Annotated in this window: 9 protein-coding genes and 1 riboswitch; of the genes, 6 read left to right on the forward strand and 3 right to left on the reverse strand. The window is 40.9% G+C overall.

Features of this window, described 5'->3' with window-relative positions; translation table 11 throughout:
* Nucleotides 1–147 precede the first annotated feature (147 nt).
* The 6 genes from ACFWE9_RS23105 to ACFWE9_RS23130 all read left to right on the forward strand — a co-directional run bounded on the left by ACFWE9_RS23105 (nucleotide 148) and on the right by ACFWE9_RS23130 (nucleotide 7,768).
* Entirely contained in the window at nucleotides 148–1,374 is a 1,227-nt protein-coding gene (locus ACFWE9_RS23105; protein WP_377358993.1) for an ROK family transcriptional regulator, read from the forward strand.
* Nucleotides 1,374–2,465: an extracellular solute-binding protein gene (locus ACFWE9_RS23110; RefSeq protein ID WP_230159357.1), complete on the forward strand. Its 1,092-nt coding sequence runs from the start codon at nucleotides 1,374–1,376 to the stop codon at nucleotides 2,463–2,465. Before ACFWE9_RS23105 ends, ACFWE9_RS23110 begins: the two co-directional genes overlap by 1 nt.
* Nucleotides 2,466–2,480: 15 nt before the next feature.
* On the forward strand, nucleotides 2,481–3,593 hold the full coding sequence (locus ACFWE9_RS23115) for an ABC transporter ATP-binding protein (protein ID WP_230159356.1): 1,113 nt from the start codon (nucleotides 2,481–2,483) through the stop codon (nucleotides 3,591–3,593).
* Nucleotides 3,590–5,278 carry an ABC transporter permease gene (locus ACFWE9_RS23120; RefSeq protein ID WP_230159355.1) on the forward strand — a complete coding sequence of 563 codons (1,689 nt, stop codon included), beginning with the start codon at nucleotides 3,590–3,592 and terminating at the stop codon, nucleotides 5,276–5,278. Before ACFWE9_RS23115 ends, ACFWE9_RS23120 begins: the two co-directional genes overlap by 4 nt.
* A 15-nt stretch (nucleotides 5,279–5,293) precedes the next feature.
* Nucleotides 5,294–6,778, forward strand: a complete 1,485-nt coding sequence (gene argH, locus ACFWE9_RS23125) for an argininosuccinate lyase (protein ID WP_230159354.1) — start codon at nucleotides 5,294–5,296, stop codon at nucleotides 6,776–6,778.
* A gap of 396 nt (nucleotides 6,779–7,174) precedes the next feature.
* Nucleotides 7,175–7,768, forward strand: a complete 594-nt coding sequence (locus ACFWE9_RS23130; RefSeq protein ID WP_230159353.1) for a MepB family protein — start codon at nucleotides 7,175–7,177, stop codon at nucleotides 7,766–7,768.
* 267 nt (nucleotides 7,769–8,035) lie between these two features.
* On the opposite strand, the gene ACFWE9_RS23135 is transcribed toward ACFWE9_RS23130, so the two are convergent.
* The 3 genes from ACFWE9_RS23135 to ACFWE9_RS23145 form a co-directional block, all read right to left on the reverse strand.
* Nucleotides 8,036–9,514, reverse strand: coding sequence for a sodium:solute symporter family protein (locus tag ACFWE9_RS23135; RefSeq protein ID WP_230159352.1), 1,479 nt, complete (start codon nucleotides 9,512–9,514; stop codon nucleotides 8,036–8,038).
* On the reverse strand, nucleotides 9,511–9,711 hold the full coding sequence (locus ACFWE9_RS23140) for a DUF3311 domain-containing protein (RefSeq protein ID WP_125161884.1): 201 nt from the start codon (nucleotides 9,709–9,711) through the stop codon (nucleotides 9,511–9,513). Before ACFWE9_RS23140 ends, ACFWE9_RS23135 begins: the two co-directional genes overlap by 4 nt.
* A 274-nt stretch (nucleotides 9,712–9,985) precedes the next feature.
* Entirely contained in the window at nucleotides 9,986–11,326 is a 1,341-nt protein-coding gene (locus ACFWE9_RS23145) for an amino acid permease (RefSeq protein ID WP_230159351.1), read from the reverse strand.
* A gap of 208 nt (nucleotides 11,327–11,534) precedes the next feature.
* Nucleotides 11,535–11,613, reverse strand: a riboswitch (glycine riboswitch).
* Nucleotides 11,614–12,005: the final 392 nt, after the last annotated feature.

Below are 12,005 nucleotides of genomic sequence, written 5' to 3' on the forward strand. Positions count from 1 at the left end.
GGTTATAATTGTAAATAATTCGAAGTAACTATTAAAAATAGATTATTTAGAATGTTATAAAAATTACTTGTGCGCAAACTTTATTTAAGTTATATTTTTACTTAATTAGGAAGATTTACTAACTAAATGAAGTAAGGCCGTGATGTGATGAGTTTTAAGCGAACACCCAGTCAACAAAAATACGTAAATAAGAAAAGAATCATTCAATGCATCCAAGAATGTTCACCCGTTTCGAGAGCTGAAATCGCCGTTAAGCTTCAGCTAAGTAAACCCACTGTTTCTCTGGCTGTGGATGAACTTATACAGGAGAAATGGGTATTTGAGAAAGGGATAGGTGAGTCATCTTCTCAAGGTGGACGGAGGCCCATTCAGCTCTTTTTTAATGAGAAGGCAGCCTATATCATTGGGGCTGATATTGGCGGGACGAAAGTTAAAATCGTTTTATGTGATTTAAGTGGCAATATCCTTGCTGATACTAGTTTTTCAACAAACACTTATTTGCATTCAGGTTTACTTAAACAAATGGCGATTGAAACGGAAAGGTTAATTGCAAAAAAACAGATTGCGAAAGACCGGATATTAGGGATGGGGGTTGGGATTCCCGGTATTACGCAAACGGCAAGTGGATTAGTAATGGAGGCACCGAGTTTAGGATGGGTGCAGTATCCGTTTATAGCCGAAGCGAAACGATATTTTGATTATCCTATTTTTCTCGACAATGATGTAAATGCGGCTGCCCTCGGTGAACAGTGGCTGGGGAATGCACAAAATAAGCGCAATTTGCTTTTCATTGCAGTTGGTACAGGGATAGGAAGCGGCATTATCTTGAATAACCAGTTATACAGAGGGGCTTCAAGTGCAGCAGGGGAAATGGGATATATGGTGACTGACAAAGAGGACATGAAGCGTGAATTCAGGCCGATATTCCATAGATACGGTTATTTGGAAAGTGTTGCGGGAGGAAAATCGATTGGCGATCATTTTACCAGAGCTGTTCTCAAGGATCCCCATCATTCTTTATTCGAAAGAGCACAGTCTTCTGAACTATCAGGGAAAGATGCCTTTTTGTTCGCAAAACAAGGAGACTCGACAGCTATAGCCATCATTAATGAAGCGATCGAACATTTGGCTTGCGGAATTGTCAATGCGGCTAGTTTGCTAAATCCAGAGGTGATTATTTTAGGAGGTGGTGTATTAAATTCATCTGATTACATGTTACCTAAAATTCGGGAGATTGTAGATCGATATCTTCCAAGTTTAGTAGAAATGAAAACATCACAACTGGGAGAAAACGCAGGAGTTCTAGGAGCGGTTGCTCTATTTTTAAGGGAATATGATAGCATTTTGAATTTTCGTGATGAGGGGGATTATTAATGAAAAGCAGAAAAAAAGCATTTGTTTCAGTACTGACCTTATCTGCGGCCCTATTGATTTCAGGATGTAACGGCACAGATACGAAAACGAATACGGAAGCTGGCGGGGCCAAGGGAGAAAAAGGTGAATTGGAAGATAAAATTGTTGTTTATTCACCGCATGGAAAAGATATCTTATCAAAATATGATAAGCAGTTTGAAGATAAATATGGAATTGATGTTGAGTGGCTTGACATGGGATCTCAGGAAATCCTTGATCGTGTTCGATCAGAGAAAAATAATCCGCAGGCTGACGTTTGGTGGGGGGCACCCTCCACGAATTTTAATCAAGCAAAGGATGATGGGCTGTTAGCTGCTTATAAGCCTACTTATTCAGATAGTCTCGATGAAGGATTCCACGATCCAGAATGGTATTGGACGGGAACGAGCCAGACACCGGAAGTCATCATGTATAACAGCAAGGAACTATCAAAGGACGAAGTACCGAAAGATTGGGATGAGTTGCTTGATCCGAAGTGGAAAGACGAAATTATCATCCGCTATCCGTTAGCCTCCGGAACGATGAGGACAATTTTTTCTTCGATGATCTATCGTACGTATAAGGATACAAATGATCCCCAAGAAGGATATGACTGGTTAAAGAAGCTGGACCAAAACACAAAGGAATATTCTGCGAACCCGGAAATGATGTATAACAAGATAGCTAAAGGAGAGGGCTCACTTTCTGTTTGGGCAATGCCGGATGTTGTCATGCTAAAAGAAAATAAAAATTATCCGTTTGAGTTCGTCATTCCAGAAAGCGGAACACCAGTATTGACAGAAGGGATTGCCATTGTTGAAGGTGCTAAGCATCCAAAAGCTGCCGAAGCTTTTTATGAGTTTGTGAATTCACAAGAAGCTGCAAAAAATTTAGCAGAAGAATTTTACAGGATTCCGACAAGAAGTGATGTGACGGATTTACCAGAATGGATCACGGGTACGGAAATCAAAGCGATGGATATAGATTGGAATGCTTTCCAAGAAAATGGGGACGAGTGGATGAAATATTGGGACGAAAATATTAAAAGTGGAGATAAAGAAATTAAAGAATAAGGAAGTGTCTTTGGGATGGCGTCAATAAAAATAGAGAATGTCCAAAAAGCCTTCGGGAAAACGATAGCTGTCGACCATTTGAATCTGGATATCAAAGAAGGGGAGTTTTTTACCTTTCTTGGCCCAAGTGGCTGCGGTAAAACGACAACCCTTCGGATGATTGCCGGGTTTTATTATCCAACAAAAGGTATCGTCCGATTTAGCGGCAAAGATATGACGCGTGTACCTCCGGAGAAAAGAAATACAGGCATGGTTTTTCAAAACTATGCCCTCTTTCCTCACATGACTGTTTTTGAAAATGTAGCGTTTGGATTGCGTGTAAGAAAAGTTTCTTCATCTGACTTAAAGAGGAGAGTACTGGATGCTCTCCAAAAGGTCAGGCTTGAGAGCTACTCGGATCGTCAAGTGAGCCAGTTAAGCGGAGGACAGCAGCAGCGTGTGGCGCTTGCGAGGGCCCTTGTTATTGAACCGGAAATATTACTGTTGGATGAACCATTAAGTAATTTGGATGCCAAGCTTCGAGATGAAATGAGGGTGGAGATCTTAAGGCTGCAGCGTGATTATAAGATTACCACCATTTATGTCACACATGATCAGGCTGAGGCATTATCGATGAGTGATCGGATCGCTGTGTTCAATTATGGTGTATGTCACCAGGTCGGGACGCCGGAAGAAATTTATAATCAGCCGGCCAATGATTTTGTGGCAAGTTTTATAGGTGAAATCAATCTATTACCCGTTCAAGTGGAAAACGTTCAAAAAGAGAATCTAGTGGTTTCTCTCAAAAACGTTGAACAACCGGTTAGGTTCCATGTTCAAAATAAAACAGGAGAAGGAGGTCCCATTTTACAGACTGATAATAACCTTGCGATTTCGATTCGTCCTGAAGCAATCAGAATTCTAGATGTAGCCGAAGAGGGAATGAATGTCTTTAGAGGGAAAATCAATTCTGTCCAATTCTTTGGATCTGTTGTGAATGTCATAGTGGATGTTCAAAGCGTATCACTAAGGGTGGACGTATTTAATACACATGAATTTGGATACTTTTATCAAGGGAAGGAAGTGTATGTCCAACTTCCTGAGAAACAGCTTCGCCTCATCCCTGTCATAAGCGGTGGTGCTCCATGATTAAAAATCGTGATACCAGGTTGACGATTTGGCTGCTTGTACCCGTTGTATTAGTGCTCGTAGCATATGTTCTCTACCCATCATTGAGGACCTTTATCGAAAGTCTGCAAAAAGACGGGGCGATATCTCTCGGAAATTATCAGGACTTCTTCGTACAGGAATCGAAAACGAACTTAGAGGCGCTATGGAATTCCGTTTATATATCCATTTTGAGTGTATTGGTCAGTGCCTTGATTGGCATTCCGCTCGCATTTATTTTTAACCGTTACGATTTTCCAGGCAGAAGCTTCTTTTCATCAGCAGCGATTTTGCCGATTGTTCTTCCATCATTGGTGGGGGTCATGGCCTTTATGTTTTTATATGGAGAATCGGGATTAATTCCAAATGCCATCAAAGATCTGTTTGGTCTCGATAAAGTTCCTTTTAAAATCGGCGGGATTTCGGGAATCCTGATCGTGCATGCCTATACGATGTATGTATATTTTTATATGACCGTATCCGCTGCAATCAATAAAATCGATCCGTCTTTAGAAGAAGCTGCGTATAACCTAGGGGCAAATAAATTCAAGGTATTTTGGAAGGTGACGTTTCCATTATTGACACCGGCCATCGTTGCCGCCTCTTTGCTTGTTTTCATGATTTCAATGGCTTCATTCAGTGCCCCGTTTTTATTGGCTGGCGGGTACAGAGTGTTGAGCTTGCAAATATATTTCTCGAAAATTAATGGTGATATGGAAATTGCTGCAACTCAATCCGTCATTCTATCCATTGTTTCAATTTCATTTCTATTATTCATGCGATGGTATCAGAATAGGAAGGATTACCGTATGGCATCGAAAGGAATTGGGGCACATAGGAGTGAAGTGGAAAATCCGTTCATGAAGTGGGTGATGGTCGTAACGGGTATCATCGGCGTGATAATTCTGCTTTTACCGCACTTTACGATTCTATTGCTTTCACTTGTGCCGGATGGGACTTGGACATTTCAAACATATCCATCAGTATTTAATGTTGAGAATTATCGGCTTTTGTTCCAAGATCCAAATATATTCAAACCGCTACGAAATAGTTTACTAATGGCTATCATTGCCACACTGGCGAATCTGGTGTTTGGGGTCATCGCGTCTTATGTACTTGTCAAACGGAAATTCGTCGGGAAAAGCTTTGTTGATATTTTAGTCATGATTCCTTGGGCCTTGCCTGCAACGGTTATTGGGATGAACTTGATATTCGCCTTTAATGAACCTAGCGTTTTTTCTTTCGGTCAGATTTTGGTAGGAACATTTTGGATTTTGCCTCTTGCCTATTTCATCAGACATATTCCACTCGTTGTCCGCTCGACTAACGCCGTTCTGGAGCAGTTGGATGACTCAATTGAGGAAGCGGCCAGGAACTTGGGGGCTAAGTGGTTTTATACCTTCAGAAAGGTCATTTTACCGATTATTATGCCTGGCGTTTTATCAGGGACATTATTGGCATTTATCGAGTCCGTCGGGGAATTTCCAACCTCAGTCCTGTTGTATACGATTTCTAACAGACCCATATCCATTGAAATTATGAATCAGCTTCGGATGTTCAATATGGGGCAGGCTGCTGCCTATGGGATGATTCAAATCGCGCTGATTGTCATCGTTCTATTTATCTCGAACAAGTTTTTTGGAATCAAGGCAGAAAAAGCCTTATAAACCGGGGGTACAAAAATGAGTATGCTTGATGAATTTATCAAAAATGAAGGTAGTGTTTTTCCAGGGAAAACATATGTAGAAGAGCTTTTAATGCCTGTATTTAATGATCAAAGAGATTACTTATTCCATGTGATGTTCGATATTCACCGAGCACATGTCATCATGCTTTCAGAACAAAAGATCATTAAAGAAGAAGAAGCGAAAATCATGCTGGATGGGATTCGAAAAGTGGCTCAAACAGATCTTACCCTGCTGACCTATCAACCTCAATTCGAAGACTTATTTTTCATGATGGAGGCAAAGATTGGTGATGAAATTGGCCATGAACTGGCGGGAAAAATCCATATCGGCCGCAGTCGCAACGATATGGGAGTCGCTATGTACCGGCTTGTTTTGAGAGGTCACCTTCTCCAATTAATTGGCCATGCAAATCAATTGAGTGAGGCATTCTTGGTGCAAGCAGAGAAGCATATGGAAACCTATATTACTGGCTACACCCATACCCAGCCGGCTCAGCCGACTACATTAGGCCATTACTTCCTAGCCATTTATGATGTACTTCAAAGAGATATTGGTCGGTTATGGGCAGCTTATGAAACGGTGAACCAATCTCCTCTGGGCGCGGCTGCTTTAACCACAACTGGTTTTCCAATCAGCCGGAATCGAACCGCTGAACTGCTTGGGTTTGATTCGGTTATTGAAAATTCCTATGACTCGATCGGAGGGGCGGATTATTTATTGGAAACCGCAAGTGCCATCATGACGTCCATGGTCAATACGGGAAGATGGATACAAGATTTCTTGCAGCATGTGACAAGGGAGTTTGGTACATTTTATGTGGCTGATCCTTATGTTCAAGTAAGCAGTATCATGCCGCAAAAAAGAAATCCGGTTTCAATCGAACATTCACGTTCGATTGCAAGCAGTGCTTACGGAGATGCACTTGCTGCAATGAATATGATCCACAATACTCCATTTGGCGATATCGTCGATACGGAGGATGATCTACAGCCGCATTTATATCGGGCTTTTTCGAATGCAGGCCGTGTCATGAAACTCATGTATGCTGTCATATCCACTTTGAAAGTAAATGAAGAGCATACTAAGAAAATGGCGGCAAAATCTAGTATAACGGTTACTGAATTAGCTGATACCCTATCAAGAGATTACGAGATATCATTTAGAAAAGCTCATTCCATAGCTAGTCATATCGCAAAACAGTCGATATGTGAAGGGAAAGAGCTGTATGATTGGGACACACAAGACATTAACAAGATTATAAATGAATTCGTTGCAGTGGATTTAACTGAAGACGAATGGAAAAAGATCATCTCTCCCGAATACTTTGTGGAGATCAGAAGCATTCAAGGCGGGCCTAGCCCGAAAGAAGTTTCGAGGATGATCGTAAATAGAAAACAAAAACTAGAACAACAGTTGTACGAATATAAGGAAATCGTTAAAGCATTGAATGTTGGAAGGAAGATTTTAGTGGATTATTGAATGTGGCAGGGACATGAAGGAATTGGATACAAAAGAAGCTTAGGTGATCTGATTTACAAACAAATGTACCTCGTGATTATTAGGTGATACAGACCTAGTGAAGAAGGAATTGTTATCGATCTCGGAGGAAGAACAGCACGGGGCCGTTACCTTCGCTTGAGCTTCCCTATTGTATTTCAGGGGACTTTGTAAATAACTCCCCCAGGCATTACAAGGGGAAAAGTCAGCATAAAGTTTAAAGACCCGGGATGAAGGTGCCTGGGTTTTTTTACGTTCATCATGGCTGTTGATATTTGAAAATAACGAACGAATGTTCTAAAATGGAGAGTGAGGTGTATCGAAGGGCTTGATATAGCAAAATGACTAGAAAGCTTTTGAAATGGAGGATTAGTACAGATGGATGAGAAAAATCAAATCTTATTGCAATCCGATCTCGGTGGTCAAAATTCCTGGGCTTCCTCTGACACAATTCATAGTGACCTTATTGCAACAAAGGAACTTGTTTATAGCACGTGCAGGTTTGATTTGTCTCAACCACTAATAGAAGCACAAAACGCTGAATATGGAGCCTATATATTCAAGGTGAATAGCCTTTTTATTAGGTTTCGTGTGGCTAAAATCACACCTGCAAAGGTTGGACAATTTGTGACTTTGTGGGAGCGGATTGGGAATGGAGCGATTCAACCATATGACATATCAAATCCAGTTGATTTGTTTGTTATTAGTACTCGCAAAGGGAATAACTTTGGTCAATTTGTATTTCCAAAAGGTGTCTTATGTGATCAAAATATAGTATCTAATAAAGGCAATGGCGGTAAACGGGCTATACGCGTTTACCCACCTTGGGACAAGCCTGTTAGCCGTCAGGCACAAAAAACTCAGCTATGGCAGCTGAAATATTTCATAGAGATACCTATAAATAAACCAATAGACTGTGCTCGGGTTCAAATGCTCTACAGTCCCAATCACGCAAGTCAATTAGAAATCTAAATATAATCTCTATACGATAAAAAAATTCCTTTATTCTTGGCTACGATAAACGACGATGTTGAAAATTCATTAAATGGCAACGACTCATTTGTACATATGCTTACACGAATTCCTTGAGTTTTATTTTTCAGGGGTTTATATTTCTTGAATATGGAGGAAGTGGACAGTTGATAGTATAAAAAGGCTCAGTCTTTTGACTGAGCCTCTCGAGTATATAATGTACTGTACTGTGCTTTTTAATCCTAAAGCTACCGTCAAAGAAGTGCTTCAGATATCGTTAACGGATTTAGGCTCAAGCTTAACCGTGTGCTTCCTGAATGCGAGGCTTACCGTGATCATCACCAAGAAATTGACCGCCAAGGCGATGATTCCGACATTCAAATCTTTCGCTGCTTGTGGCAAGGATGGAAACAAGGTTCCTATAGTTGAAGAACTGAGTGTAATGCAGATTACGATCAATAATCCGGTGATGATGCCGGCGATTGCGCCATATTGATTGATGGGATTATTCTTCTTCAGACTAAAGAGTAGGGACGGGAATAGCTGAGTGATGAGACTGTATCCCATGAGAATTAATGCTGACATCGTTTCTCCCCCGTTTAAGGTGAAGTAGACGGCTATTAGGGCAATGACAGGAACAAGGAATTTTGCCAACCTTACAACGTGACGATCGGATACGGCAGGGGCAAATTCCTTATATACGTTTTTCGCGAGCAGTGTTGCGACACTCATTAATAGCATGGATCCAGGTACCAATGCGGTCAGCAATCCTGCTCCGCCGATTATACCTATAAACCATGGATCGAAGGTCTCGATCGAAAGACGTAACAATGAAAGGTCTGCTTCTGCACCAATTAGTCCAGGCACTTTCAATATAGCTGTGAACCCGACAAAAAAGACAAATAACAACATGAGCGTATATAACGGGCTAATGATGGCATTCTTTCGAAAAACCTTCCCGCTGCGCGCCGAATAAACTGCGCTGAAAACTTGTGGCCACATATAGAAACCGAATACGAGCAATATTACCGTGGAGATAAACCATGATACGCTAAGTCCCTGCTCAGGGAACTTTAGAAAACCGGGCTTGGCTGCATTAACCGCCTCAAACATCGGCTGATATCCACCAAAGTAATGAATGGGAAGGTAAATCCCTAAGAAGCCTATAATGGCGATCATCATGATATCTTTAATGACGGCTGTCCAAACTGAGCCGTGTATACCGGATATCATCACATAAATGGTAAGGCTGATTGCCCCCATCCAAACTGCCGCAGACATGGAGATGGCACCATAGGATGCTTCCGAGACAATGATCCCCAATCCTTTCAACTGCACGACAATCACTGGAATCATCGACACCACACCGACAAGCGCAGCTAAAATTCCTAAACTTGGACTCTTATATTTGCTAACAAAGAAATCGGATTGTGACATCAGTTTATTTTCTTTGGCATATTTCCATATTTCCGGAAGGAGCCAATAAGATAATACATAAGACAAGGTAATGTAAATTAGAACATATAAAGCGGGTGCACCCTTGCCATATGCCCAGCCGCTGCCGCCAAGAAAAGAGAAGGTCGTATAAATCTCCCCAGCCATGAGCAGAAAGACGAATATCGCTCCAAAACCGCGTCCGCCAACCGTCCATTGTTCCAAGTCCATATCTTTTCCTTTTGAAGAGCGAATGCCTAAAGAAATCGCTAGAAGTAAAAATGCTAAAATGATTAAGAGAGCAATATTCATTCCTGGTCACCTTCTCTATTCCTCGGGTCCAACTTATACATGATGCCCAAAATGGCAGAGGTAAGGACCACCCACATAGCCATCCAGAACATGTTGAAAGGCATACCCAATACATATGGTTCTATTCTATTAACAAAAGGCAGGAATCCCAGTATGCCTATAAAAGGAACTAGAGTAAGGATATATATAATCTTCATTAAACAAACCCCTCCGTTATTAAATAAAGTGAAACGTCCACCAATGGGGTTTTTCACCATTGTCACTGATGGATGGGTTGACCAATCAGGATGCACCTTCTTTTCGAAAGGAAGGGACCGATGATATATATTAGCTTACACTATTTTGATATAAATTTTAATGTGGTTGCTTGATATATTTTAACAACAGTGCGGACTACTCATATTGAAGCGGTCTTATGATGATAATGATAAAGCCTTGAATCATATTGAGTTCAAGGCTTTACTTCTGTATCTATCTTTTTTTCTGATAGTTATATAGTATCACCAAGAGTAGGAACCAGATAGGTGTCAGGATTAGTGATAGTCTTGTAGCTTCAGCGAATAGCATAACGATTAGGATGAATAGGAATAATCCTAAAATGACGTAATTGATAAAGGGTGTAAAAGGTGCTTTGAAAGTTGATTCGGCTCTTAAGTCCGGTCGTGTTTTCGAATATTTGATATGGGAAATCAAAATGATGCTCCATACCCAAATGAAACAGATGGCACTGATGGTCGTCACAACGGTAAATGCCTGTTCCGGTATCAATTTGCTTAACAATGCCCCTAGCGAGACAACGATCGTTGATGTCAGTAGGGCATTGCTTGGAACAGCCTGCTTATTTAATTTTGCAAGCTTGGCAGGGGCTTCGTCATTCTTGCTTAATGTATAAAGTATTCGGCTTGTTGAAAACAAACCGCTGTTGCATGCAGAAGCAGCAGATGTCAAAACAACGAAATTAATGACCCCTGCCGCGACAGGAATGCCGATTAATGCAAAGACTTCAACAAATGGGCTGCTCGCGGCATCCAGTTGTGTCCAAGGGTTTACGCAGAGAATGACGAATAGGGCACCTACATAAAAAAGTAAAATCCGGACGGGGATTTTATTGATGGCCGACGGAATGTTTTTTCTCGGGTTCGCCGTCTCTGCTGCGGAAACGCCGACCAATTCGACCCCTACAAAGGAGAAGACGACCAACTGTAAAGATAACAGGAATCCGGAAATGCCATTAGGGAACATGCCCCCATGACTCCATAAGTTCGTTACGGAAACTGTTCCTGTATTTGTTTTGAAGCCGATGATCAATAAGATGATTCCTACAATGATCAAGGCGATGATCGTGATTACTTTAATGATGGCAAACCAGAATTCCAATTCACCAAATAACTTAACGGTCAATAGGTTCAATCCTAACAGAACGACAAGGCATATTAGAGCCGGGACCCATTGAGGGATATCGAACCAGTATTGGATATAGACACCTACAGCGATGATATCGGCCATTGCGGTCATGATCCAACAGAACCAATAGGTCCATCCGGTGACGAACCCGGCCCATGGACCGATATATTCGGTTGTGAATTCAGTGAATGACGTATACCCTGCGTTGGATAAAAGCAATTCCCCTAAGGCCCTCATGACAAAAAACAGGGCAATCCCTATGATTAGATAGGTAAAAATGATGGATGGACCCGCCAATTGTATGGCTTTTCCTGATCCTAAAAATAAACCGGTACCTATGGTCCCTCCTATTGCAATCAGTTGTACATGACGATTCTTTAAATCTCTTTTTAATTCTTGTTTAGCCAATTCGTACGCCCCCATCTTTATAGTCTTAGTAGTGAATGATTTCAAACCTGCACGGTCTTGGAGAGAGGGACGTAATTGTTTGCCCAGCTTACTTTCCCAATGGTTTTTCACGAGTGTGTTATTTACGTCCAAACACAAAGTGGACAATAAAAAAAAGAGATTGGATAGTACCAATCTCTTAAAGGGTTCAGAATAACAATTTATCATTCGTTACTCTTCTGTCCTTTTGCCTGAGATTGTGAATCCTTCGGCGCTGCATCTTGTACAGTCTCTCCAGAAGCTGCTCCTGCTATAGTGTTATCCATAGCATTCATCGCTTGCTTGTATGCGGTTGTGAAAATGTCTGTCTGTGAAAGATATGAAAGGCTCTTTCACGCTCAAACATTCATTATACTTATAAAATAATATTGGAATTCTATCATCTATTCTTCCATAGGTCAACAAATTATTTTGGTAGTTAACAGGCGTTTAAGTTTTTTTATTTTTTAACGGTCACTTGGAGGGACTCCAAGTAAAAATGATTTTTTTCCACTCTTTTTGAATCATCACTATTATAAAATACTGATAATCACTTTTTTAAAATGATATTTTTAGATTGGGAAAATCGCCAAGATATATTTGGAAACTGTTTATTTGAAAAATACATTTGTATTTTTACAGAATATTTACTATTATAAGA

It is taken from the genome of Peribacillus sp. NPDC060253 (assembly GCF_042727425.1).
Lineage (GTDB): Bacteria > Bacillota > Bacilli > Bacillales > DSM-1321 > Peribacillus.

Bases quoted from the DNA above. Each gene is read 5' to 3' on its own strand.
- ACFWE9_RS23105 (WP_377358993.1), top strand. From the start codon at position 148: ATGAGTTTTAAGCGAACACCCAGTCAACAAAAATACGTAAATAAGAAA.
- ACFWE9_RS23140 (WP_125161884.1), bottom strand. From the start codon at position 9,711: ATGAAGATTATATATATCCTTACTCTAGTTCCTTTTATAGGCATACTG.
- ACFWE9_RS23110 (WP_230159357.1), top strand. From the start codon at position 1,374: ATGAAAAGCAGAAAAAAAGCATTTGTTTCAGTACTGACCTTATCTGCG.
- ACFWE9_RS23115 (WP_230159356.1), top strand. From the start codon at position 2,481: ATGGCGTCAATAAAAATAGAGAATGTCCAAAAAGCCTTCGGGAAAACG.
- ACFWE9_RS23120 (WP_230159355.1), top strand. From the start codon at position 3,590: ATGATTAAAAATCGTGATACCAGGTTGACGATTTGGCTGCTTGTACCC.
- argH (WP_230159354.1), top strand. From the start codon at position 5,294: ATGAGTATGCTTGATGAATTTATCAAAAATGAAGGTAGTGTTTTTCCA.
- ACFWE9_RS23130 (WP_230159353.1), top strand. From the start codon at position 7,175: ATGGATGAGAAAAATCAAATCTTATTGCAATCCGATCTCGGTGGTCAA.
- ACFWE9_RS23135 (WP_230159352.1), bottom strand. From the start codon at position 9,514: ATGAATATTGCTCTCTTAATCATTTTAGCATTTTTACTTCTAGCGATT.